The sequence below is a fragment of the Nonomuraea jabiensis genome (genome assembly GCF_014204795.1).
Taxonomy (GTDB): Bacteria; Actinomycetota; Actinomycetes; order Streptosporangiales; family Streptosporangiaceae; genus Nonomuraea; species Nonomuraea jabiensis.
Genome location: NZ_JACHMB010000001.1, coordinates 12,302,272 through 12,325,691, shown reverse-complemented (window position 1 = coordinate 12,325,691; position 23,420 = coordinate 12,302,272). Strand labels below are relative to the sequence as shown.

Here is a 23,420-nt window from a genome sequence, read left to right as displayed (position 1 = left end):
CTTTCTTGTCGGTTTTATCACTGTCTATGGCGCAACTACGGGTCCTCGCGGTCGATGACGAGCTGCCCGCCCTCGAAGACCTGTCGTACCTGCTGCGTGCCGACCCCCGCATCGGCGAGGTGGCCACCGCCAGGGACGGCGCGGCGGCGCTGCGGTTGCTCGACCGCGCCATCGCCGACGGCCGGCCGATCGACGCGGTGTTCCTCGACATCCGGATGCGCGGGCTCGACGGGGTGGTGCTCGGGCGGCTGCTGTCGCAGTTCGCGAACCCGCCCCGGGTGGTGTTCGTGACGGCGTACGAGGAGCACGCCGTGGACGCGTTCGAGATCAAGGCCGAGGACTACCTGCTCAAGCCGGTGCGCCCGGAGCGGCTGGCGGAGGCGATCCGGCGGGTGGCGGTCTCGGCCGACGTGCCCGTGGAGGCGGGGGAGACCGACACGATCCCGGTCGAGCTGGGCGGGGTGACGCGGTTCGTGTCCAGCGCCGACGTGATCTACGTCGAGGCGCACGGGGACTACGCGCGGCTGCACACCGCGACGGGCAGCCATCTGGTGCGCATCCCGCTGGCCACCCTGGAGGAACGGTGGGCCTCGGCCGGGTTCGTCCGCGTGCACCGGAGCCATCTGGTGGCGGTCAAGCACATCGAGGAGCTGCACATCGACTCGGGCAAGTGCACGGTGCGGGTCGGGGACACCGAGCTGCCGGTCAGCCGCCGCCACACGCGCGAGCTGCGCGACCTGCTGGTACGCAGAGCCAGGAAGGCGAGGTCGTGATGAGCGCGATCCGGGAAGTCCCGGCCGGGAAGGGAACGCCGTGATGAGCCCCGAACCGCGTCCCGGGCGCCGGGTGGCCGTGATGAGCCCGCGTACGGCCGCCGCGCGCCGCCCCCGCTACCCGGCCACCCGGGAGATCGACGAGCAGACCCGGCTCGGCGAGGTCTACATGCGCTCGTTCCTGCGCACCCAGGTCCGGCTGGCGCTGTTCGTCTGCACGGTGCTGGCGTGCGTGGTCGGCGGGCTGCCGCTGCTGTTCCTGCTCATCCCCGAGCTGCGCTCGGTCCACCTGCTCGGCGTCCCGCTCCCGTGGGCGGTCCTCGCCGGGCTCATCTACCCCGCCTTCGTCATCGGCGCCTGGCTGTACGTGCGCCAGGCCGAACGCAACGAGCGCCACTTCGCCGAACTGGTCGAGCGGCGATGAGCGAGCGTAGCGAGCGAATCATCAGACGCAGCTCTTTCAGGCTCATGCGAGCGGCGGAGCCGGTCGCATGAGCCTGACCGCGGTGCTGATCGTGGTGGTGGCGGCCGTGCTGATCGGGGCGTTCGGGATCAGGGTCTCCCGCACCACCTCCGACTTCTACGTCGCCTCCCGCACCGTCAGCCCGCTCTGGAACGCCTCGGCCATCGGCGGCGAGTACCTGTCGGCGGCCTCGTTCCTGGGCATCGCCGGGCTCATCCTGTCGTTCGGCGTGGACATGCTCTGGCTGCCCGTCGGCTGGACCGGCGGCTACCTGGTGCTGCTCGTGCTGGTGTCGGCGCCGCTGCGGCGCTCGGGGGCGTACACGCTGCCGGACTTCGCCGAGGCCAGGCTGGAGTCGATGGCCGTGCGCCGCACCGCGAGCGTGCTCGTCGTGCTGATCGGCTGGTTCTACCTGATGCCGCAGTTCCAGAGCGCGGGCCTGGTGCTGCGGGAGATCACCGGCGCGCCCGTGTGGGTGGGCGGCCTGCTGGTCGCCGTCGTCGTGGCGGTGAACGTGCTGTCCGGCGGCATGCGCTCGATCACGTTCGTGCAGGCGTTCCAGTACTGGCTCAAGCTGACGGCGCTGGCCCTGCCGCTGGTGATCCTGCTGATGGCGTGGAAGGCCGACGGCGCGCCCTCGGTCAGCCCGCAGGACGCGGCCACCTGGCAGGTGCCGCTGGCCGGGGGCAAGGAGTACGGGCTGTACTCGACGTACTCGCTGATCCTGGCCACGTTCCTGGGCACCATGGGGCTGCCGCACGTGCTGGTGCGCTTCTACACCAACCCGGACGGCCGGGCCGCGCGCCGCACGACGCTGGTGGTGCTGTCGCTGCTCGGGGCCTTCTACCTGATGCCCGCCGTGTACGGCTGGCTCGGCCGCCTCTACGCTCCCGACCTGGTCCGCACGGACACGGTCGTGCTGACGCTGCCCGAACGGATGGTCGGCGGCACGCTGGGCGACCTGCTGACGGCGCTGGTGACGGCCGGGGCGTTCGCCGCGTTCCTGTCCACCTCGTCGGGGCTGACCGTGTCGGTCGCGGGGGTGATCGCGCAGGACCTGCTCAAGGGCGGCGTGCGCTCGTTCAGGATCGCCACGCTGATGGCGGTCGTGGTGCCGCTGGCCCTGGCGCTGTGGGCGCGGGCGCTGCCGGTGGCGGACGTGGTGGGGCTGGCGTTCGCGGTGGCGGCCTCGTCGTTCTGCCCGCTGCTCGTGCTGGGCATCTGGTGGCGCCGCCTGTCGACCACGGGGGCGCTGGCGGGGCTGTTCGTGGGCGGTGGGCTCGCGTGCGCGGCCGTGCTTGTCACGATCGTCGCCGGTCCGTACGACGGGCCCGCCGGCGCCTTGCTGGGCCAGCCGGCGGCGTGGACGGTGCCGATCGCGTTCGCGGTGATGGTGTCGGTGTCCTTCCTGACCCCGCACCGCGTGCCGCCCGGGGTCGCCAGGACCATGGTCAGGCTGCACACCCCGGAGGACCTCGACCTCGACCGCGGCGACTGGAGCCCCCGCTCGTCGTGATCCCGCCGGTGATCAGGGCAGGTGCGCCTCTTTGATCCGGCCCCGCTGGAAGGTGTGTTCGGTGCCGCAGTCGTGGCAGTAGCCGGACACTGTGCCGCGGGTGAGCTCGATGTCCTCCATGTAATGCTCGCGCCGCTGCCAGACGATGACGATCGGCTCGCCGGTGACGGAGGCCACGGACAGGGCCTCGGCGGGCGTGCCGGGCTCGCCGCCCTGGAAGATCGCGGTGGCGTCCCAGGCCGGGTCGGGCTCCACGGGCAGGCGGTGGCGCCGGGGCGGCTCGGCCTTGATGGTGCCGTCGGGGGCCACCGCGACCGGGGCGTGGCCGCCCTGGCGCAGCAGCTGGAGGGTCTCGTCGGGAGGCAGGGCGCTGAGGGCGACGGTGGGGGCGATGGCGCGCAGCGCCAGCTTGCGCAGGGCCCTGGTCCCGCACAGCTCGGTGATGAGCGCCGGGTCCTCCGCGGTCACCACGGAGGCGGCGGTGGTGACGCGGACGGCGCCGTGCCTGCGGGCGACGTCGGTGACGAGGTAACGCAGCGGCTGGGGGACGGCCTTGGCGGCGACGCGGGCCAGCTCCTCCAGCAGGCCGTCGGCCGTCGTCCCCGCGTCCAGCGCCCGGCGCACGCTCTGGTGCGAGAAGCGCCACACGCTGGCCCGGTCGCGTGACTCCAGGTCGGCGCAGCCGTTCAGGAACGCGGTCAGCTGCGGCGCGGGCATCCCTGACACGATCGCGGTCAGGTCGTTCTGCAGGGTCACGGTGTGGGTCGGCGCGGGGAAGCGATCGGCCACGCCGGCGCCGTCGAGGTGGGCGCGGCCGAGCTCGGTCAGCGCGCCCTCCTGGACCATCCCGAGCAGCTCGCCCTCGCGCAGGGCGGCGGCCACGAACTCGCTGGCCGCCGGCGCGAACTCCTTGACCGCCCGCGTCCGCCAGCCCACGGCCGGGAGTAACCCCTCGGGGCTCGCCCCCCGCCCCGGAGGCAGCGTCTGGAGCACGCGCAGGACGGCCCGCCGGATCTCGCCGGCCCCGCACTCGAACTGGTACGGCGGAGCCTGCGGCGTCATGTGCTCGGGGCAGCAGCCCGTCACCCTGAACGTGGCCGCCTGCGGCATCGCCAGCCAGGACTCCACCAGGGCCTGCCAGCGCGAGGCCGGATCCAGGCCCAGCCACTCGTCGGCCAGCGTGGTGCCGGCCAGCCTCTCGCCGGCCTCGGAGGCGATCAGGTCGGTGCCGAAGGCGACGTCGAGCCAGAGCACGACCGCCTGCTCGGCCACGTCGAGCGCCTTGGCCAGCCGCTTCAGCTCCCGCGCGCCCACCCCGCCCGCCTTCAGCTCGGCGACGGGCTGCGTCCCCACCAGCTCGATCAGCGCCTCCACCCGGTCCACGGCGGCCAGGGCGGAGGCGAGCCCGTCGAAGTGCCCGGCGAGCTCCACGGACGGCACGTCCGGCTGGCCCGTGAGCTCCGGCTTCCAGCCGTCGCCGCGCAGCGCGAGCGCGACCTCCATGGGCATCTCGTACTCCCAGCCGTCCCGCACCACGAACCCGGCCTCGGCCAGGCACGTGACCGGATGGTCCGCATCGGCGGAGCCGTACCAGACGGCGTGCCGGAAGACGGGCTGGCCGTCCGCCATCGACTCCAGCAGCGCCGCCGCCTCGCGCGGCAGCGCGGCGGCGCGCGCCCGCACGGCCCGGCCGTCGCGCAGGAGGTCCGCCGCCTGGGCGAGCACCTCCGCCTTGCGGCCCTTGGGCCTGCCGCCCAGCCCCTTGACCAGGGACTTCAGATCCTCGGCGGCCAGCTCGCGCAGCGGCCGGCCCAGCCCGAACGGGTTCGCCCACAGCCCCTGCGGGTGAGGGGATTTCACGGTGTTCCCGTCGAGCGTCACGAGCCCCCACGCGGCCAGGGTCTCGACCGTCTCGCCGAGCCGGTCGCCGGGGTCGTGGAGCAGGTCGGCCAGCTCAGCGCGGCTCGCCGCACCGCCCAGGAGCTGCAGCGCCTGGCTGACGAGGTGGCAGTCGGCGTCGAGCGCGAGCAGGGCGGGAACGGCCAGCTCCGGCGCCGCGAGCAGGCGTTCGAGCGCCTCGGCGGACGGGACGGCGGCCAGCTCCGGCCGGTTGCGGAGAAGCCGGGCGAGGTCGGCGGCGGGAAGAGGCACACCTCGACCCTAGCGAGATGAGCGCCGCTCACGCACGGTGTTCAGGAGGGCGGCAGCTCTCCCGAGCCTCTGGCCACCAGCTCGACCGGGACCTTGACGCGGCGGGGCGACGGCGACGGGTTCAGCAGCAGGTCCACCGCGCTGCGGGCCAGGCGAGCCGTGTCGTAGCGGACCACCGTCACCCCCGGGTTGAACACGTCGGCCAGGGCGAAGTCGTCGAAGCTCACGTACGCGGGCCGCTCCGGACGTTCCCGCAGCGCCTGCAGGATGCCGATCGCGGCGCGGTTGTTGGTGGCGAAGAAGGCCGTCGGCGGGTCGGGCAGGTCCAGGAGGCGGCTCACCTCGTGGGAGACCCGCCACGGGTCGAAGAGGCCGCGGACCGTCAGCGCGTCGTCGGCCGCCAGCCCGGCCGCGCGCAGGGCCGCGCGGTAGCCGGTCGCGCGGTCGTGCACCGAGCTGATGCCCTCGTCGTCGGAGACCAGCGCGATCCGGCGGTGGCCGCGGGCCAGCAGGTGCTCGGTCGCGGCCCGGCCGCCCCGCACGTCGTCCAGCAGCACCACGTCCGCCGACTCCAGGCCCGGGGGGACGCGGTCCACGAACACCGTGGTGAGCGAGGCGTGCTCGGCCAGCCACGAGTGATCGGCCGCCGAGGGGACGACGATGAGGGAGTCGACGCCGCGCGCGTACATGGACTCGACGAGCATGCGCTCCTTGTCGGCGCTCTCCTCGTACGAGCCGAACACCACCAGCGCCTCGTACCGGGCCGCGGCGGACTCCACGGCGGCGGCCAGGCGGGAGTAGAACTCGTTGGAGATGTTCTCCATCACCAGCCCGAGCGTCAGCATGGTCGCGCCCCTGGCCAGGCGGGCGGCGGCCTCGTTGCGGCGGTAGCCGAGCGCGCTGATGGCCGCCTGCACGCGCTCCTGCAGCGAGGCCCGGACGTGCGGCTCCTGGTTGACCACGCGGGAGACGGTCTTGAGGCTCACGCCCGCGTGGCGGGCCACGTCGGCCATGGTCGGCTTGCGAGCGGTCGCACCGCGCGAGGCCGCCCGGTCACCCAGATCCCTGGCTGTCATAGTCTGCCCCCATGGATGACGAATGGATCTGTGGCCGGTTGGGCGAGGACGAGCCCTGGGCGTTGGGCGCGGTCAACCCGCCGGTGTTCGAGAACTCGCTGTTCACGTTCAGGACCGCGCAGGAGCTCGGCGAGGCGATCAGGAGCGAGGACGAGAGGTACGTCTACTGGCGGGGGACCAACCCGACGGTCGATCTCGCTCAGCGTAAGCTCGCCGCGCTCGAGCGGGGAGAGCGTGCCAAGTGTTTCGGGTCGGGAATGGGGGCCATCTCGGCGACCATCTCCTCGCTCGTCAAGGCCGGGGATCACGTGCTGGTGCTGGGCGCAGTGTACGGGCCCACCACCCAGTTCCTGCGCTACCTGGAGAAGTTCGGGGTCACGCATACGCACGTGAACGACCTCGCGGAGTGTGACAGCGCTATCAGGGCCAGCACCCGTCTACTCTACTTCGAGTCGCCGTCCTACATGGCCTACGCCGTGGTCGACATCGCCGAAGTCACGGCGTGGGCGCGGGAGCGCGGCCTGGTGAGCGTGATGGACAACACCTGGTCCACGCCGATCTTCCAGAAGCCGCTGACCATGGGCGTCGATCTCGTCGTGCACTCGCTGTCGAAGTACATCGGCGGGCACAGCGACCTCGTGGGCGGCGTCGTGGTGGGCCCGTCCCGGCTGATCAGGCCGCTGGCGCTGACCGAGTACCAGCTGTACGGGGCCGCCATGTCGCCGCACGACGCGGCCAAGGTGATCAAGGGGCTGCGCACGCTGCCCGTGCGGATGGCCGCGCACCAGGAGCGGGGGCTGGCCGTGGCCGGGTTCCTGACCGGGCATCCGGCCGTGCGGGCGGTGAACCACCCCGGCCTGCCGTCCCATCCGGGGCACGACATCGCCAAGCGGCAGATGTCGGGGTTCTCCAGCCTGTTCAGCCTCGTGCTGGACACGGAGTCGCGCGAGGAGGTCGGACTCTTCCTCGACAAGTTGCAACATTTCAGGATTGGGGTGTCTTGGGGTGGGTTTGAGAGCCTGGTGAACGCCCCCGCCCTGTCCACCGAGGAGAGCGTGCGGGCCACCATGGGCATCCCCGTGGGCCTCGTGCGGCTCTCGGTCGGCCTGGAGCCCGCGGACACGTTGATCAAGGATCTCGGTCTAGCGCTGGAGGGGGTCGGTCGCCTAGCTTGACTGACAGCGCTGTCTGAAGCTGGAGGCTCAGCATGAGAACCCCCCTCCTGGCGGCCGGGGTCGCCGCCACGCTCTTGCTCGCGGGCTGCGGCTCCGGCTCGTCGTCCCCCGGCGAGGTACGGCTCCGCATGATCGAGAGCCTGACCAGTCCCGAACGCACGAAGCTCATCAAAACGCTGCTGAAGGACTTCGAGAAGGCCAACCCGGGCATCAAGGTGGAGCTGATCTCGCCCCCGCTCGACAGCGCCGACCAGAAGATCACCCAGATCCTGCAGACCAAGAAGGACCTGGACGTGCTGGAAGTGCGCGACCACACGGCCAAGTCCTTCTCCAACAACGGCTGGCTGGCCGAGCTGCCCACCACGCAGTGGCCCGGCTGGTCGGACCTGACCGAGCTGGCCCAGAAGAAGGCCGTCGAGGTCGGCGGCAAGGCGTACCTGATCCCGTACGGCTTCTACGAGCGCACGATCTTCTACCGTACGGACTGGGGCATGACGCAGCCGCCGGCCACCTGGCAGGAGCTCTACGAGGCCGGCAAGAAGATGACCTCGGGCGACCGGTTCGGCTACTCGTTCCGGGGCGGCAAGGGCGGGGCCGACTACGCGGTCATGATGGTCAGCGCGTACAACGGCGAAGCCCTGAATCCCGAAAAATCGTTCTATCTCAAGGACAAACGGACGATCTTCTCCACCCCCGAGGCCGCCCAGGCCATGGACCTCTACGTGAAGATCTTCAAGGAGGCGTCGCCGCCCGACTCCGTCTCCTGGGGCTACCCCGAGATGGTCCAGGGGTTCACCTCGGGCGTCACCGGCATGCTCATCCAGGACCCCGAGGTGATCAAGACGGTCCAGGAGAGCGGCATGACGGCCTGGTCGACGGCCCCCATCCCCAAGGGCCCAACCGGATACGCCTTCCAGCCCGTCGGCTACGCCGGATGGGGCGCCACCTCGTTCACCAAGCACCCGAAGGAGGCGGTCAAGCTGGTCCAGTTCCTGTCGGAGGCCAAGCAGAGCATCGCCTTCGCCAAGGGCAACTCGCTCATCCCGATCTCCAAGCAGGCCCAGAGCGACCCGCAGTTCTCGCAGGGCGCGTGGAAGGCGTACCTGCAGGCCCAGCAGGACCCCAAGCAGGTGATCACGATCAGGCCCGTCGACTACCCGGGCTGGAGCCAGTTCCTCGTCGACTCCGACCGTGACGTCCAGGCCCTGATCACTGGCAAGAAGACCACGGCCGAGGTGCTCAAGTCGTGGGACGCCTTCTGGACGGACCAGGCCAAGAAGGTCTCATGAGGCTCTTCACCGCCCGCCGGGCCAGGTTCATCGCCCTGTGCCTGCTGCCCGGCGTGGTCTTCGTGGCCCTGTTCACGTACTACCCGATGATCCGCGGCACGGTCATCGCCTTCCAGCGCTACAACCTGTTCGACATCACCTCGACGCCCTTCGTCGGCCTGGAGAACTTCCGGGCCGTCCTGTCGGAGGACCGGTTCTGGACCGCGCTGCGCAACACCGGCACGTGGGTGGTCGTCTCGCTGTTCTTCCAGTTCTTCCTGGGCTTCGGGCTGGCGCTGCTGCTGCGCCGGCACTTCCGCGGCCGGGGCCTCTACCAGGCGTGGGTGTTCTTCCCCTGGGCCATGTCGGGGTTCCTGATCGGGCTGCTGTGGCGGTGGATGTTCAACGGGCAGTTCGGCGTGATCAACGACCTGCTGCTCAAGACCGGCCTCATCGACCAGCGCATCGGCTTCCTGGCCACGCCCGGGTGGGCGATGACGTCGGTGATCGTGGCGAATATCTGGTACGGCGTCACGTTCTTCGCCATCATGATCATGGCCGCCCTGCAGTCGGTGCCGAAGGAGCTGTACGAGGCGGCGGCCGTGGACGGCGCGTCGCGGCTGCGGCAGTTCTGGCACGTGACGCTGCCGCACATCCGGCCCACGCTCGCCCTCATCGTGCTGCTGCGGATCATCTGGATCCTCAACTTCCCCGACCTCATCTACTCGATGACCGGCGGCGGCCCGGCCGGCGGCACCGACATCATCACGACCTTCCTCATCCAGCAGGTCATCGGCGGCGACTACGGCCGCGCGGGCGCGGTGGGCCTGCTCATCCTGGGCCTGCTGCTGTCCTTCAGCGTCTTCTACCTGAACGCGACGAGATTCGAGAAATCCAGATGAGACGTGTCGCGACCCTGTTGCAGACGGCGGTCAAGGTCGTCGTGCTGGGCGCCTGGCTGCTGATCACCCTTTTCCCCCTCTACTGGATCGTCGTCACCTCGCTCAAGCCCAAGTCCGAGATCTTCTCGATGCCCCTCAGGTACTGGCCGGGCAACGTGACCTTCGAGCACTACGCGGAGCTGTTCTCGTTCGCGGACTTCGGCGCGTACCTGCTGAACAGCCTGCTCGTCTCGCTCGTCGCGGCCGGCGTGGTGACCGCGATCGGCGTGCTGGGCGGCTACACCCTCGCCCGCTTCGCCTTCCCCGGCAGGGGCGCGCTGATGCTGGCGTTCCTGGTCACGCAGATGATCCCGCTGTTCATCGCGCTCGGCCCGCTCTACCTGCTGATGTCCGACCTCGACCTGCTCAACCGGCTGGCCGGGCTGATGCTGGTGTACGTGGCCATGCTGGTGCCGTTCTCCACGATCATCATGCGCGGCTTCTACGAGCGGGTGCCGGTCGCGCTGGAGGAGGCCGCGCAGGTGGACGGCGCCTCGCGGCTGGTGGCCATGGTGCGCGTCGTCATCCCGGTCATGCTGCCGGGCATCGCGGCCACGTTCATCTTCGCGTTCGTGCAGTGCTGGAACGAGCTGTTCCTGGCGATCACGTTCATCGACAGCGAGGACGCCAAGACCATCCCGGTCGCCATGAACTCCTTCATCACCCAGTACGACATCGACTGGGGTTCCATGGCCGCGGCCACCGTGATCTCGGTGCTGCCGACCCTCGTCCTGTTCGCCGCCATCCGCCGCTACATCGTCGAAGGGCTCACCGCGGGCGCCGTTAAGGGGTGATGCATCCGATGAATTTCGGTTGACCGCCCTTGACTAAGGTCATCTTGCGTGTCATACAGGCGAAAGACCCGATGTCTCGTCTGTGAGGTCCCGTATGACACCCCCCTCTCACGACCCGACCCGCCGCGCCGTGCTCGGCGGCTTAGGTCTCGCCCTCGTCCCCGCCGCCCCGGCGCTCGCGCAAACCGAGCACGCCGGGGCGGCCCGGGGCTGGCAGCTCCGGCAGCGCGTGCCCTGGGCGGAGTTCATGAAAGGCCAGGACCTGCTCTGGGGCAGGATGCCCAGGACCTGGTACGAGGGCCCGTTCCTCGGCGACGGCCTGCTGGGCAGCATGGTCTACCAGGAGCCCGGCCAGAACAAGGTCCGCTTCACCGTCCAGCACGGCCGCGTCCAGGACCACCGCCCCCAGTTCGGCAGCGGCTGGGGCACCTGCCGCCTGCCCGTCGGCCACGTCACCCTCGACCCCCTCGGCACGATCACGGCCGTCGACTGGCGGCTCAGCCTGTGGGACGCCGAGGTCACCGGCACCGTCACCACGGACAAGGGCAAGCTGTCCTTCTCCGCGTTCATCCACGACGAAGTCCTCGTCGCCAGGGCGGAGGCCGACGGCGAGGAGCAGGTCCGCTGGACGTTCCACCCCGAGGAGGCCGTCAGCCCCCGATCGGCCTCCGAGGCCCCGCCCAGCGGCTACACGCCCAACCCTCCGTGGACCACCGCGACCGCCGGCGACGTCGAGCAGGTGCTCCAGCCGCTCACCGGCGGCGGCCAGACCGCCACCGCCTACCGCGTCAAGGACGGGACGCTCCTGGTCACCGTGGGCCACAGCTTCCCGTCCGCGACCGAGGCCCAGGAGAGCGCGCTCGCCAGGATCCGGAACGCGCCGCCGTACGGGATCATGAAGAAGCGGCACCGCGACTGGTGGCACGACTTCTACGGCAAGAGCTTCATCTCCCTGCCCGACCAGCGGCTGCAGAGCTTCTACTGGATCCAGCTCTACAAGGTCGCCTCCGCCAGCCGGACGGGCGGCCCGGTCATGGCCACCAGCGGCCCCTGGCTGGAGTCCACCCCGTGGCCGGCGGTGTGGTGGAACCTCAACGTGCAGCTCGAATACTGGCTCATCCACGGCTCCAACCACCTGGAGCTCGACTCGCTCACCAGCACGCTCGACCGCAACCGCGACCAGCTCGTCGCCAACGTCCCCGCCGCCTACCGCGCCGACTCGGCCGGGGTGGGACGCAGCTCCGACATGTTCTGCAACCGGAGCGTCGGCACGCCCGGCACGGGCGCCGAGGTGGGCGACCTCACGTGGGCGCTGCACAACGTGTGGCTGACCTACCGGCACACCATGGACGACAAACTGCTGCGTGACACGGTCTTCCCGCTGCTGCGGCGGGCGATCAACTACTACCTGCACTTCCTGGCCGCGGGCCCGGACGGCAGGCTGCACCTGCCCAGCACGCTCTCACCCGAGTACCCGGTCACCCCGCCCCAGGACACCAACTACGACCTGGCGCTGATCCGATGGGGCTGCCGGACGCTGATCGAGTCGGCCGAGCGGCTCGGGATCGACGACCCGCTCGCGGCGAAGTGGCGCGAGGTGCTGGCCACGCTCGTGGACTACCCGGCCGACGCCAACGGCTTCATGATCGGCGCGGGCACGCCGTACGCGCAGTCGCACCGCCACTACTCCCACCTCCTCATGATCTACCCCCTCTACCTGGTCAACTGGGACCAGCCGGAGCAGCGCGAGCTGATCGAGAAGTCGGTCGCCCACTGGCAGTCGCTGACCAGCGCGCACCGCGGCTACAGCTACACCGGCGCGGCCTCGCTCTACGCGATGATGGGCCGGGGCGACACCGCGCTGTCCTACCTGGACCGGTTCTTCGACCCGGCCAGCCGCTACCCGTGCACGGCCAACACCCACTACGCCGAGGCCGGGCCGGTCATCGAGACGCCGCTGTCGGCCGCCCAGTCCCTCCACGACATGCTCTGCCAGAGCTGGGGCGGGATCGTCCGCGTCTTCCCGGCGGTGCCCGCCTCGTGGGCCGACGTGGCGATCCACGACTTCCGGACGCAGGGCGCGTTCCTGGTCTCGGCCGTGCGCAAGGGCGGCCGCACCTCGTTCATCCGGGTCAGGAGCCTGGCGGGGGCGCCGCTCAGGCTCAAGCACGGGCTCGACGGGCCGGTCACCGCCGTGCTGCCCGACGGCCGTCCCGCCCGGGTGAAGGACCTGGGGGAGGGCGTCGTGGAGATCACCCTGGGCAGGGGGAGCGAGGTGCTCGTCCACGCGGGCGCGCGGCCCGACCCGGTCATCGGACCTGTGCCGGTGAGCAGGCCGGGCGCCGCCTGGGGGCTGCCGCCGGTCCCGCCTCCCGGCGCCACCACGCCGGTGGACCTGTCGGCGTACTTCGACAACGACGGCGTCTCCACGCACGAGGCGATGACGGACGGCGACTTCGACGGGTCCGGCTACACCTATCCGGCCGAGGAGCTGCCGCCCGCCGGGGCGCTCGTCCACGAGGGCCTGAGCTTCGCCTTCCCCGCGTACGGGGACGGGGTCGAGAACAACGTCACCGGCCAGGGGCAGCCGATCGCCGTCACGCCCGGGAAGTACGCCAAGGTCCGGCTGCTGGGCGCGGCCAGTTCCGGGGTCCTCACCTCCGCGCTGACCGCCACGTACGCCGACGGGACCACCGCCCAGGTGCCGTTCGTCCTGCCCGACTGGGGCGGCCAGCCCGGGGCGGGGGCCTCCGAGGTGATCCGCTGCACCCACCGCCACGGCCGTACGGGCGCCAACTCGCTGCGGGTCGGGCTCTTCGAGGTGCAGGCGGCGCTCGACCCGGCCAGGGAGCTGCGCTCGCTCACCCTGCCCGCGCTCACCCGGCCGCAGCTCCACCTGTTCGCGCTCTCCGTGGAAGCACCCCGATGAGAGGCGCGATCAACCGCTCGTCGCGCGCAACAGACCTTTCACCGCAAGCCATTCCCAACTAATCGCCGGACCCCAGCGACTCGCCGAACAACGTCACCAGGGACCTCCACGACGGGTAGGTTGCGCTCTTACGTTGGGCGTGATCCGCATCACAGTGGAGGTCTCGTGACGACTAAAGAACATGACGCATCGGTCTATGAGGAAGTTCAGGAGAGCAGTGAGTTCCAGGATCTGAAACGGCGATTCCGCGCCTGGACGTTCCCGATGACCGTGGCGTTCCTCGTGTGGTACCTGCTCTACGTGGTGCTGTCCGGATGGGCCCGCGGCTTCATGGGGATCAAGCTGCTCGGCGAGATCAACGTCGGCCTCGTCTTCGGTTTGCTCCAGTTCGTCTCCACGTTCCTCATCGCGTGGGCGTACGCCAGGCACGCCGAGAAGAAGCTCGACCCGATCGCCGACAAGCTCCGCCACGAGGTTGAGGAGAAGACCAAGTGAGCTCCCACACCCTGGGGATGATCCTCTTCCTCACGTTCGTCGCGGCCACGCTGGGGATCACGTTCTGGGCGAGCCGGCAGACCAAGACGGCCGCCGACTACTACGCCGGCGGTCGGTCGTTCACCGGCGTGCAGAACGGGCTGGCCATCGGCGGCGACTACATGTCGGCCGCCTCCTTCCTCGGCATCGCCGGCATCATCGCGCTGTCCGGCTACGACGGGTTCCTGTACTCGATCGGCTTCCTGGTGGCGTGGCTGGTCGCGCTGCTGCTGGTCGCCGAGCTGATGCGGAACTCGGGCAAGTTCACCATGGCCGACGTGCTGGCCTTCCGGATGAGCCCGCGCCCCGTGCGCACGGCGGCGGGCGTGTCCACCATCGTGGTCAGCATCTTCTACCTGCTGGCCCAGATGGTCGGCGCGGGCGCCCTGGTCGGCCTGCTGCTCGGCATCACCTCCCCGGCGGGCAAGGCGTGGACCATCGTCGGCGTGGGCGCGCTGATGATCGTCTACGTGGTCTTCGGCGGCATGAAGGGCACCACCTGGGTGCAGATCGTCAAGGCCGTGCTGCTGATGGGCGGCGCCGCGCTGGTGACGGTGCTGGTGCTCGGCAAGTTCGGCTTCAACCTGTCGTCCCTGCTCGGCCAGGCCGCCACCACCAGCGGCCCCAAGGCGAACCCGGGCAGCTTCCTGATCCCCGGCCTGAAGTACGGCACGGAGGCCCAGGGGCTGGCCGGCAAGATCGACCTCATCAGCCTGGGCCTGGCGCTCGTGCTCGGCACCGCGGGCCTGCCGCACATCCTCATCCGCTTCTACACCGTCCCCACCGCCAAGGACGCCCGCAAGTCGGTCCTGTGGGGCATCGGCATCATCGGCGTGTTCTACCTGCTGACCCTCGTCCTCGGCTTCGGCGCCGCGGCCCTGGTCGGCAAGTCCGCGATCGTCGCCGGTGACCCGGCGGGCAACACCGCCGCGCCGATGCTGGCCGAACGCGTCGGCCAGGAGATCTTCGGCTCGGTCGGCGGCACGATCCTGCTGGCGCTCATCGGCGCCGTCGCCTTCGCCACGATCCTCGCCGTCGTGGCGGGCCTCACGCTGGCCTCCTCCTCCAGCTTCTCGCACGACCTGTACGCGCACGTCTTCAAGCGCGGCCAGGCCAGCGAGCGCCAGGAGGTCGTGGTGGCGCGCGTCTCCGCCCTGATCATCGGCGCCATCGCGATCGGCCTGGGCATCCTGGCCCAGGGCCAGAACGTGGCCTTCCTGGTCGCCCTGGCCTTCGCCGTCGCGGCCTCGGCCAACCTGCCCGCGATCCTCTACAGCCTGTTCTGGAAGCGGTTCAACACGACGGGCGCGGTCTCGGCCATCTACGGCGGCCTGATCTCGGCCCTGATCCTGGTCATCTTCTCGCCGGTGGTCTCCGCGCCGCCGCCCCCGGCCGGCGTCAAGCCGACCGCACTGATCGTCGGCGTGGACTTCCACTGGTTCCCGCTGAGCAACCCCGGCATCCTGTCGATCCCGATCGGCTTCCTGTGCGGGTGGCTCGGCACGATCCTCAGCAAGGAGTACAACGCGGCGAAGTACGCCGAGATGGAGGTCCGCTCCCTCACCGGCGTCGGCGCGGAGAAGGCGACCCAGCACTGACGTTCCCCCGAAGGCGCCTCCCCCCTCCTCTCCTGAAGGCGCCTGCACCCGAGGGCCCGGCCTCCCGCGAGGCCGGGCCCTTCGCTCGCGTGGCCCCTCCGTCGCCGGGCGGGCGCCGGGCCCGTGGGTGATGTTCGCGTTCGCCCTGGTGGCCGGTGCGCTCTTCGTGCTCCTCTACGCGTTGCGACCCCAAAGGCCTCTCGCCCTGGTTCGCCGCGTGTCCGTCGCGGCGGGGGCCATGCTCACGTACGCGTGGCACTCGTTCCCGTGGCAGGTGATCGTGCGCGCGAGCCCGGCGGCCGACCTGGCCGGCAACGCGGTCATGACGGTCGCCGCGGCCGTCCTGCTGGTGTTCGCGGCCCGGCGGGTCGCCGCCTGAGCAGCCGCAGCGCCAGCAGGGTCAGCCAGGCCCAGCCGATGGCGATCGCGACGCGCTGGTAGAGCCCGCCGTGGGCGACCAGCGCCGGGTCCTGGCCGAAGGCGATCGTGGCGGTCGCCATCGCCGCCGTGAACCCGGCCCCGCTGGCCACCGAGTACGCCGCCCACCCGAACTCCCGGTCCCGCGCGAACCCGGCCGCGAAGACGAAGCAGGCGGCGACCAGCACCACGAATGCCGCCAGCGAGAGGTAGTCGTGCAACGCCGCGTGCGCGCTGCCGTACTCGGGCAGCAGGCCGGGAGTGCCCGGCGGATAGCCGCTCACCGGGTCGGTGGTGAACAGCCCGGCGCCGATCAGGCCGGCGCCCCAGACCCCCACCAGGACCGGGCCCCAGACCCGGTGGAGCGCCCGCCGCAGCCCGGCGGCGAAGGCCAGTGTCAGGAGGCCGGCCACGACGAAGTTGACCGCCTGCACCCAGCCGCCCGGCCCGAGCGCGAGCGAGCTGACCGGGTGGCGCAGCGGGTCGTAGTGAGGGCGGAGGGCGCCCTGGACGAGGAACGCGACGACGAACAGCGGCCCGGCGACCACGCCGCACAGCAGCAGCCGCCAGTGGTCCGCAGGTGTGAGAGTTCGCATGCTTGTCAAGCTAGACTGACAGGCGAGTCGCTGTCAATCCAGCCTGACAAGGAGGGCTCACCCGAAGAAACCGACCACGCGGCTGATGCGGTCGTCCGCGAACTCCACGACGTCGTAGCCGGTCGCGACCGGCGCGTCCGAGCCCGGCGCGCCGAGCCGCCAGGTGAACAGCGCCGTGTCGTGATGGGCGCCGATCAGCGTGCCGAGCGTGAACACCAGGTCGCCGAAGTTCTCCTGAGCCCGGCCGATCGCCTCCGACAGCTCCGCGTGTCCGTGCAGCCCGGCGTAGTCGGGGTCGGAGTAGACCGAGTCGTCGGTGAGCACGGCCTTGATCAGGAGGTCCCGGGCGGCGGCGTCGCGCTCGTTCCAGATGTCCAGGTACTTGCCGATGAGGTCGTCGATCATGACGTGATTCCTTCCGAGGTCGGGTTCGGTTCGAGTGCCAGGGCGGCGAGGCCGCCCAGGGCGGTGGCGGCCGCGGCGGCCCAGCCGGCCGCGTGCAGACCGCCGAGCAGGTCGGAGGAGGCGGTGGCGACGGCGACGAAGACGGCCAGCCCCATCGCGCCGCCGACCTCCTTGGCCGTGCTGGCCAGGCCCGACGCGACGCCCTGCGCCTCCGGGGCCACCCCGGCGCCGGCCGCCGCGAACAGGGCGACGAAGGCCACGCCGCCGAAGAAGCCCCAGACGAGGCTGCCCGGCATCAACGTCCAGAAGCCGCCGCCCGCGGGCATGCCCGCGGTCAGCATGGCGATCCCGGCTCCGGCGCCGAGCATGCCGGCGCTGAGCGTCGTACGGATCCCCCACCGGCCGAGCATCACCGGGGCGGCCTTCAGCGCGGCGGCCATGCAGACGAGGGTGAGCGGCAGGAACGTCAGCCCCGCCGCCAGGGCGCTGTAGCCGAGGACCGGCTGCAGGTACGTGGTGAGCACGTAGTAGGCGCCGCCCAGCGTGCCCTGGAACACGGCGATCACCACCATCGTGGTGGCCGGGCCGCGCCGCCGGACCAGCCGCAGCGGGATCAGCGGATCCCGGCCGCGCGCCTCGACCAGGACCAGCAGCGCCAGCAGCACCAGGCCCGCGATCAGCGACCCGGCGCCGCGTACCGACCCCCATCCGGCCTCCGGCCCGCTGGCCAGGCCGAACACCACCAGCGTCGATCCCGCCGTCGCCAGCAGCGCGCCCGGCACGTCGAACCCGCGCAGTCCGGACGCGGGACGGCCGTCGGAGGCGAGCAGCCGGGGCGCGGCGAGGACGGCGCCGACGGCCAGCGGGACGTTCACGAAGAACACCCACTCCCAGCCCAGGGCGCTGGTGAGCACGCCGCCCAGCAGCGACCCGGCGGCCAGTCCGGCGCTGCCGGCCATGCCCCAGGCGCCCAGCGCCCGGTTGCGCGCGGGCCCCTCCTCGAACCCCCGGTAGATCAGCGCGAGCGTGGCCGGGGTGAGCAGGGCCCCGCCGACGCCCTGGACGGCGCGGGCGGCGATCAGCACGCCGGAGCCGGGGGCCAGCCCGCCGGCCAGGGAGGCCACGCCGTACAGCGCAAGGCCGAGCATGAACGTGCGCCGCGCGCCGAGCTTGTCCACGGCCCGGCCGCCGAGCAGCAGCAGCCCGCCGAGCCCGATGGCGTACGCGCTCACCACCCACTGCACGGATCGCGCGCTGAAGCCCAGCGCCGTCCCGATGTCGGGCAGCGCCACGTAAACGATGTTGTAGTCGAGAGCCACGATGAGCTGGGTGAACGCCAGGAGCGCCAGTCTGGGCCCGGAACGGCCCGCGTCGGTCGGCGCTCGAGAGGTGGCAAGCGTCACTCCATAATCCCCTCTCCTTGCACGGCGCGAACTTCCTACACGCCGTTCAATTTGTACACGGGGAACAGTAGCCCAACGCTGTAGACTGTCAAGCGTGGGAGATCAGACGACGATGAGCAGGCGTGAGCGGCTGCGCGCGGAGACCACGGCGGAGATCAAGGAGATCGCGCTCAAGCTCATGGCGGCCGGCGGCCCCGACGCCATCTCGCTGCGCGCCATCGCCCGCGACATGGGCATGACGGCCGGCGCGATCTACAGCTACTTCGCCACCCGCGACGACCTGGTCACCACGCTCATCGCCGACCTCTACACGGCCCTGGTGGACAGGGCGGAGTCCGCCCGCGACGCCGTCCCCGCCACCGACCCCGGCGGTCGCGTCCTGGCCTGGGCGCAGACCGTACGCGAGTGGGCCCTGGCCAACCCGCAGGGTTTCCGCCTCATCTACGGCGACCCGGTCCCCGGCTACCAGCCCCCCGAGGACACCCCGGCGAAGGAGGCCGAGCACCGGGCGTGCCGGGGGCTCACGGGCCTGGTCGCGGCGGCCTGGACCGGGCCCGACCCGGGCTCCTACACCTGGTCCGACTTCGACCCCGGCCTGGCGGCGGACATCCAGGCCACGTTCCCGGACCTGCCGCCGGACGCGGTGGCGCTCACGCTACGGGTGTGGGGCCGCATGCACGGCCTGGTCGCGCTGGAGATCTACGGCCACCTGCGCACGCTCACCCGCGATCCGGCCGCGATCTACCACGACGAGATGATCGCCCTGATCACGTCCCTGGGCCTGACCTCACCCGCCTAAGGCTCATCCAGCCGGGGAAAGGAGGCTTTCCAGCGTCCGTGGCAGCGGATACACCCGCTCTGCGGGGAACAGCCGCTGGGCCTTGGCAGCGTGCCCGGTCTGTGCCAATACCGCGGCCTTGCGGACCGGCTGCCGGATCCGCGGTCGTGAGCACGGCCCGGGACAGAGCCTCCTCCCAGCCCTGCCGGGTCATCCGCACCGCGAGAAGCATTTTCCCCGCCCTCGGAGGGCGCCCTTTGTCAGCAGGAAGGGGCAGGACCGAGCGATTCGATCCAGGACGCGAGGTCCGCGGACACGATGTCGAAGCCCGCAGGCTCCAGATCGCCCAGACCGGAGGAGAACACGGCGGAGTCCGGGTCATCGGCACGCACGAGGAATCCGCGGCCACCACTGTCATCGCCGACGAGGAGGAATCCTGGCGCATACCGCGCGACTTCGTACGTGGCGTTGCGTTCACCGATGTCCCCTGCCGAGTACACCGCGACACCGGACTCCGTGAGCAGGCCGTCCCGCACGCTCCACAGCGCCAGCAGCGGAGCTGGAAGGCTCATCGCCGTCTCGGCCCGCGCCCGCGTCACATCGGCCGGCGTTGCCGCCGCCGGCCTCCAAACCGACCCTGCCACCCCGCACCCCTCCCAACATGATCACGATCTACGGCACGCCGGACACGTCCTCCCCGTCACATGTATCACTGCGGGCCTTGATGGCGGCCAGCCGGGCAGATTGCGGTAGGACTCGGACGGCGAGGTGAACCCCACGGGCGGCGCAGCCGGCGTGCGAAAGCGGCCGAGCTCGGTGTCGCTCAGCGCTGGCGGGCCGCCGGGCTGGGAGCATGGGCTTCTCGTTCCCTGAACCGGTGAAAGGGATCATGTAAGGTGAGCCCGGCATATCCCCCCAACGGCCTGGAGCTCGCCGTGCCGCACATGTCCCGTCGCCAGGTTCTCTCCCTGCTCCCCGCCGCCGGTCTGCTCGCCGCGGCCACCCCCGTACGCGCCGCCGCCGGGATCGACCACGCGCGGCTGCTCGCCAACACCGTGGCGATCTTCGCGGGCACCCCGGACGTCAACGCCCGCCCCGAGGTCGCCGGCAAGCTCGCGGCGATCACCGCGACCGCCCGGCAACGGCTGACCGCCATGGACCAGGCGGGCGCCGGGGAGCTGTTCTCCGGGCTGAAGCTGGGCACCGACGACGCCAACCTGCGGCTGGCGTACCAGTACCTGTTCGAGATCGCGCTCGCCAGCCGCACGCCGGGCGGACAGCTCGACGGTGACGCCGCCGTCCAGCGGCGGGTCCTCGACGGTCTGCAGTGGCTGCACGAGCGCTACTACGGCGACCAGGCGGCAGGCTACTACGGCAACTGGCACACCTGGGAGATCGGCATCTCCACCCACGTCAGCCGGACCCTGGCCCTGCTGGCCGAACGCGTGCGGACGGACCGGCCCGACCTGACGGCGACGTACGTCGCCTCGATGGACGCCTACCTGCGCAACGGCAAGAACGGCGACGTCGACCTCGACTCGCGCTTCCACACCGGGGCCAACCTGGCCGACATCACCGCCAACCGGATCGTGCAGGGCGCGCTCACCGGCGACGACGCCCGCGTCGGCAAGGCCATCTCCGACCAGGCCACCGTCTTCGCCACCATCGACCCCTACAACCTTCAGCACGGCAACACCGACGGCTACTACCGCGACGGCTCCTTCATCCAGCACCATTCGGTCGCCTACACCGGCTCGTACGGCAAAGCCCTGCTCACCCGCGTCGTACAGACGCTCAAGACACTGGAGGGCGCGGTGAGCGGCGGCACCTCCGAGGACCTGGCCGGCGTGGTGTACCGCTGGGTCTCCGACGGCTTCGCCCCGCTGATCTTCGAGGGCTGGATGATGGAGATCGTCAAGGGGCGGGCGGTCTCGCGCACGACCACCGGCTACGCCGACGTCGGGGTGGTCGTGGAGGCCATCGCCGACCTGGCCGACCACGTCGAGGGCGCCGAGGCTCTGGCGCTGAAGAAGTACGTCAGGTTCCTGCCGGCCGCCGACACGGCCGCCTTCGTCTCCCCGGTCAGCGTCGCCCGGTACGCGGCCATCCGCGCCGACTCCGCCATCCCGGCCGCCGACCTCAATCCGTCCGCGCGCTGCGTGGCGTTCAACTCCATGGACAGGACCGTCCACCGGCGCCCCGGCTACGCCTTCGCCCTGGCGCGCAGCTCCGAGCGGATCAGCAAATACGAGTACATGAGCGGCGAGAACCTCATGCCGTGGTTCCAGGGCGACGGCGCGTACTACCTCTACCTGGCGGGGGAGGACCAGCGGGAGGTGTTCGGCGTCGACTACTACACGGCCGTCTCGCCGTACCGGCTGGCCGGGATCACCGCGCCGGTGGAGGAGCGGCGGACGGTGCCCGAGCTGTACGGCCGGCTCTGGTACGAGAACCCCGGCCACCCGCTCAACTTCACCTCCTCCTCGGAGTCCCAGAACACCTACGTGTACTTCCCCAAGGCGGGGAACGCCTTCTCCGGCGGCGCGACGCTCGGCGCGTACGGCGCGGCCGGCCTGGTCCAGTCCGACGACGCCGCCTACACCGCCAAACAGGCCGGCATCCTTCCCGACGACTTCGTCGTCTACCGCAACGCCCGCGCGACCAAGTCCTGGTTCATGTTCGACGACGAGATCGTGGTGCTGGCCGCGGGCGTCTCCGGCCAGGGCGGTCGCGCCGCGGTGACCACCGTGGACAGCCGCATCGCCGCCCCGGGCGACGCGGTCGCGCTCACCGGCGAGAGCTGGGGCGGCCGGGCCTGGCAGCCGGGCGACACCACGCCGCCGCGCTGGCTGCGCTACGCCAACGGCACCCGCGCCACCGCCATCGGGTACGCCTTCCTCACCCGGCAGCCCGTCACGGCCGGGCTGGAGACGGTGACCCGCAGCCGCAGGGTCGTGCGCACGTCCAACCCCGACACCGGCGTGACCAAGAACGTCTTCACCGCCTCGATCGCCCACCCCGCCACCGGCGACGTCCCCGCCCTCGCCTACGCCCTCGTCCCGAACGCGACCGAGGCCCGCCTGCGCCGCTACGCGGACGGCCCGCTGACCGTGCTGGCCAACGACCGGCACGTGCAGGCCGTCAGGCACAAGACGCTCGGGATCGTCGCCGCCAACGTCTTCTCCGACGGCCCCCGCCACGCCGGGCACCTGATCGTCGACGGCCCCGCCTCGGTCATCGTCAGGTCCGGCGAGCGCACGGCCGTCGCCCTGTCGGACCCCACGATGAAACGCGACCGCGTCTCCGTCGTCCTGCCCGGCGCGCCCCTCAGGCCGGAGACGGCCGACGAGGGGGTGACGGTACGGCGCGTGCCGGGCGGCACCCTCGTCCAGGCGACGACCCGGCACGCCTACGGCCGCACCTTCACCGTCACCCTGCGCTGACGTGCCGGGCGAGGGCCGCGTCGAGCTCGCGACCGAACCGCACCCGGAACTGGTATGGGCTCAATGGACCGCTTTGGGGCGGCCGAAGGAGCGCCGGTAGGCGGCGGGGTGTGGTGCGCATCATGGAGTGGAAACGCCTGCGCAGGTTGGTGGCCGAGGACAAGCCGACCCTGGCGGCGACGGCCTCCAGGGGCGGGTCCGTCTCCTCCAGCAGAGCCCGGGCCGCCGCGATGCGCTGCTGGAGCAGCCACCTGCCGGGGCTGACACCGAGCCCGCCGGCGAACCTGCGGGCGAGCGTTCGCGGTGACACCCCGGCCCGTACGGCGAGATCGTCCACGGTGATGGGCTCGTGCAGCCGTTCGGCTGCCCAGTCCAGGATCGGGGCCAGCGAGTCGAGCGGCCGGCCGGCGGGGGCGGGGGCGGCGTACTGGAGCTGGCCGCCCTCCCGGTGCGGCGGCATGACCATGTGCCGGGCGACCTGGGCGGCGTACGCGGCACCGTGGTCGGCGCGGACCAGGTGGAGGCACAGGTCGATGCCCGCTGCGGTGCCCGCGCTAGTGGCGACGTCGCCGAGGTCGACGTACAACGTGTCGGGTTCGACCGTGACGGCGGGGAAGCGGGTGACCAGCTCGGCGGCCATCCGCCAGTGGGTGGTCGCCCTGCGGTGGTCCAGCAGGCCTGCCTGGGCCAGGAGGAAGGCGCCCGAGCAGATCGCGGCGATGCGGGCGCCGCGACGGTGCGCCCGGCGTACCGCGTCGAGCACGGCGGGCGAGGCGGGCTCGTCGGGCCGCTGCCAGCCGGGGACCACGACGGTGTCCGCGGCGTCGAGCACCTGCAGCCCTTCGGACACCAGCATGTCGTAGCCGGCCAGGGTGGGCACAGGCCCGGGTCGCTCCGCGCACACCGTGAACGCGTAGCGGGCGGGCAGCCCGGGACGGCTGACGCCGAAGACTTCAGCGGCGCACGCCAGCTCGAACGTGGACTGCGGCGCCATGACGAGCGCGACCACCCGGTGGAGACCCATGGCAGAAAAGTACCTGTAGGTGTCAATCCAGGCGTTGCGCCAGCGGGTCGCCGGCCGCTCGTGCACACGTGGGCACGCCGCGACCGACCCTGGTCGACTCCTCAAACCACTCTGCCGCCTGCAGCCGTGCACGCTC

19 protein-coding genes and 1 pseudogene are annotated in these 23,420 nt (G+C 71.3%); 13 read left to right on the top strand and 7 right to left on the bottom strand.

All coding sequences use genetic code 11. The features are described 5' to 3' along the window. Window positions 1–26 precede the first annotated feature (26 nt). The 3 genes from HD596_RS56200 (at window position 27) to HD596_RS56190 (ending at window position 2,752) form a co-directional block, all read left to right on the top strand. On the top strand, window positions 27–773 hold the full coding sequence (locus HD596_RS56200; RefSeq protein ID WP_185077555.1) for a LytR/AlgR family response regulator transcription factor: 747 nt from the start codon (window positions 27–29) through the stop codon (window positions 771–773). A gap of 43 nt (window positions 774–816) precedes the next feature. Next, on the top strand, window positions 817–1,197 hold the full coding sequence (locus HD596_RS56195) for a hypothetical protein (RefSeq protein ID WP_185077554.1): 381 nt from the start codon (window positions 817–819) through the stop codon (window positions 1,195–1,197). A gap of 67 nt (window positions 1,198–1,264) precedes the next feature. After that, complete coding sequence (locus HD596_RS56190; protein ID WP_185077553.1) at window positions 1,265–2,752, top strand: sodium/solute symporter; 1,488 nt, start codon at window positions 1,265–1,267, stop codon at window positions 2,750–2,752. A gap of 12 nt (window positions 2,753–2,764) precedes the next feature. Here HD596_RS56190 and HD596_RS65410 read toward each other — a convergent pair whose 3' ends face one another. Next, window positions 2,765–4,903, bottom strand: a complete 2,139-nt coding sequence (locus tag HD596_RS65410) for a helicase-associated domain-containing protein (RefSeq protein WP_185077552.1) — start codon at window positions 4,901–4,903, stop codon at window positions 2,765–2,767. Between the two features lie 41 nt (window positions 4,904–4,944). After that, the gene (locus HD596_RS56180; protein WP_185077551.1) at window positions 4,945–5,979 is read right to left on the bottom strand and encodes a LacI family DNA-binding transcriptional regulator; all 1,035 of its coding nucleotides are present in this window, start codon (window positions 5,977–5,979) and stop codon (window positions 4,945–4,947) included. 11 nt (window positions 5,980–5,990) lie between these two features. On the opposite strand from HD596_RS56180, the gene HD596_RS56175 reads away from it, so the two are divergent. The 8 genes from HD596_RS56175 to HD596_RS56140 all read left to right on the top strand — a co-directional run bounded on the left by HD596_RS56175 (window position 5,991) and on the right by HD596_RS56140 (window position 15,597). Continuing rightward, window positions 5,991–7,154, top strand: coding sequence for a trans-sulfuration enzyme family protein (locus HD596_RS56175; protein WP_185077550.1), 1,164 nt, complete (start codon window positions 5,991–5,993; stop codon window positions 7,152–7,154). Between the two features lie 32 nt (window positions 7,155–7,186). Next, on the top strand, window positions 7,187–8,443 hold the full coding sequence (locus tag HD596_RS56170) for an ABC transporter substrate-binding protein (protein WP_185077549.1): 1,257 nt from the start codon (window positions 7,187–7,189) through the stop codon (window positions 8,441–8,443). Further along, entirely contained in the window at window positions 8,440–9,324 is an 885-nt protein-coding gene (locus HD596_RS56165; protein ID WP_185077548.1) for a carbohydrate ABC transporter permease, read from the top strand. The genes HD596_RS56170 and HD596_RS56165 overlap by 4 nt, the downstream gene beginning before the upstream one ends. Continuing rightward, a complete protein-coding gene (locus HD596_RS56160) occupies window positions 9,321–10,157 on the top strand; it encodes a carbohydrate ABC transporter permease (RefSeq protein ID WP_185077547.1) in 837 nt (278 codons plus the stop codon). Before HD596_RS56165 ends, HD596_RS56160 begins: the two co-directional genes overlap by 4 nt. Before the next feature lie 94 nt (window positions 10,158–10,251). After that, window positions 10,252–13,086, top strand: coding sequence for a glycosyl hydrolase family 95 catalytic domain-containing protein (locus tag HD596_RS56155; protein ID WP_185077546.1), 2,835 nt, complete (start codon window positions 10,252–10,254; stop codon window positions 13,084–13,086). 165 nt (window positions 13,087–13,251) lie between these two features. Next, a complete protein-coding gene (locus HD596_RS56150; RefSeq protein ID WP_185077545.1) occupies window positions 13,252–13,581 on the top strand; it encodes a DUF485 domain-containing protein in 330 nt (109 codons plus the stop codon). Next, complete coding sequence (locus tag HD596_RS56145) at window positions 13,578–15,218, top strand: monocarboxylic acid transporter (protein ID WP_313047274.1); 1,641 nt, start codon at window positions 13,578–13,580, stop codon at window positions 15,216–15,218. Before HD596_RS56150 ends, HD596_RS56145 begins: the two co-directional genes overlap by 4 nt. A gap of 130 nt (window positions 15,219–15,348) precedes the next feature. Continuing rightward, the gene (locus tag HD596_RS56140; RefSeq protein WP_185077544.1) at window positions 15,349–15,597 is read left to right on the top strand and encodes a hypothetical protein; all 249 of its coding nucleotides are present in this window, start codon (window positions 15,349–15,351) and stop codon (window positions 15,595–15,597) included. Here the strand turns inward: HD596_RS56140 and HD596_RS56135 are convergent. The 3 genes from HD596_RS56135 to HD596_RS56125 are packed head-to-tail and all read right to left on the bottom strand — an operon-like array spanning window position 15,539 to window position 18,039. Next, window positions 15,539–16,231 carry a DUF998 domain-containing protein gene (locus HD596_RS56135; RefSeq protein ID WP_185077543.1) on the bottom strand — a complete coding sequence of 231 codons (693 nt, stop codon included), beginning with the start codon at window positions 16,229–16,231 and terminating at the stop codon, window positions 15,539–15,541. The genes HD596_RS56140 and HD596_RS56135 overlap by 59 nt on opposite strands. Before the next feature lie 57 nt (window positions 16,232–16,288). Continuing rightward, window positions 16,289–16,636 carry a nuclear transport factor 2 family protein gene (locus tag HD596_RS56130; protein ID WP_185077542.1) on the bottom strand — a complete coding sequence of 116 codons (348 nt, stop codon included), beginning with the start codon at window positions 16,634–16,636 and terminating at the stop codon, window positions 16,289–16,291. After that, window positions 16,633–18,039, bottom strand: a complete 1,407-nt coding sequence (locus HD596_RS56125; protein WP_185077541.1) for an MFS transporter — start codon at window positions 18,037–18,039, stop codon at window positions 16,633–16,635. Before HD596_RS56125 ends, HD596_RS56130 begins: the two co-directional genes overlap by 4 nt. Before the next feature lie 94 nt (window positions 18,040–18,133). Between HD596_RS56125 and HD596_RS56120 the strand changes: the two genes are divergently transcribed. Next, the gene (locus HD596_RS56120; protein ID WP_313047270.1) at window positions 18,134–18,838 is read left to right on the top strand and encodes a TetR/AcrR family transcriptional regulator; all 705 of its coding nucleotides are present in this window, start codon (window positions 18,134–18,136) and stop codon (window positions 18,836–18,838) included. A 239-nt stretch (window positions 18,839–19,077) separates the two neighbouring features. On the opposite strand, the gene HD596_RS56115 is transcribed toward HD596_RS56120, so the two are convergent. Next, a complete protein-coding gene (locus HD596_RS56115; protein ID WP_221520067.1) occupies window positions 19,078–19,461 on the bottom strand; it encodes a hypothetical protein in 384 nt (127 codons plus the stop codon). Between the two features lie 252 nt (window positions 19,462–19,713). On the opposite strand from HD596_RS56115, the gene HD596_RS56110 reads away from it, so the two are divergent. Continuing rightward, complete coding sequence (locus HD596_RS56110) at window positions 19,714–22,260, top strand: polysaccharide lyase family 8 super-sandwich domain-containing protein (protein WP_313047267.1); 2,547 nt, start codon at window positions 19,714–19,716, stop codon at window positions 22,258–22,260. A gap of 60 nt (window positions 22,261–22,320) precedes the next feature. Here HD596_RS56110 and HD596_RS56105 read toward each other — a convergent pair. Continuing rightward, window positions 22,321–23,284, bottom strand: a pseudogene (locus HD596_RS56105) (helix-turn-helix domain-containing protein). Window positions 23,285–23,420: the final 136 nt, after the last annotated feature.

Coding starts and splice junctions, on each gene's coding strand:
- HD596_RS56170 (WP_185077549.1), top strand. CDS start 7,187: ATGAGAACCCCCCTCCTGGCGGCCGGGGTCGCCGCCACGCTCTTGCTC.
- HD596_RS56140 (WP_185077544.1), top strand. CDS start 15,349: ATGTTCGCGTTCGCCCTGGTGGCCGGTGCGCTCTTCGTGCTCCTCTAC.
- HD596_RS56155 (WP_185077546.1), top strand. CDS start 10,252: ATGACACCCCCCTCTCACGACCCGACCCGCCGCGCCGTGCTCGGCGGC.
- HD596_RS56200 (WP_185077555.1), top strand. CDS start 27: ATGGCGCAACTACGGGTCCTCGCGGTCGATGACGAGCTGCCCGCCCTC.
- HD596_RS56190 (WP_185077553.1), top strand. CDS start 1,265: ATGAGCCTGACCGCGGTGCTGATCGTGGTGGTGGCGGCCGTGCTGATC.
- HD596_RS56180 (WP_185077551.1), bottom strand. CDS start 5,979: ATGACAGCCAGGGATCTGGGTGACCGGGCGGCCTCGCGCGGTGCGACC.
- HD596_RS56195 (WP_185077554.1), top strand. CDS start 817: ATGAGCCCCGAACCGCGTCCCGGGCGCCGGGTGGCCGTGATGAGCCCG.
- HD596_RS56130 (WP_185077542.1), bottom strand. CDS start 16,636: ATGATCGACGACCTCATCGGCAAGTACCTGGACATCTGGAACGAGCGC.
- HD596_RS56160 (WP_185077547.1), top strand. CDS start 9,321: ATGAGACGTGTCGCGACCCTGTTGCAGACGGCGGTCAAGGTCGTCGTG.
- HD596_RS56135 (WP_185077543.1), bottom strand. CDS start 16,231: ATGCGAACTCTCACACCTGCGGACCACTGGCGGCTGCTGCTGTGCGGC.
- HD596_RS56175 (WP_185077550.1), top strand. CDS start 5,991: ATGGATGACGAATGGATCTGTGGCCGGTTGGGCGAGGACGAGCCCTGG.
- HD596_RS56165 (WP_185077548.1), top strand. CDS start 8,440: ATGAGGCTCTTCACCGCCCGCCGGGCCAGGTTCATCGCCCTGTGCCTG.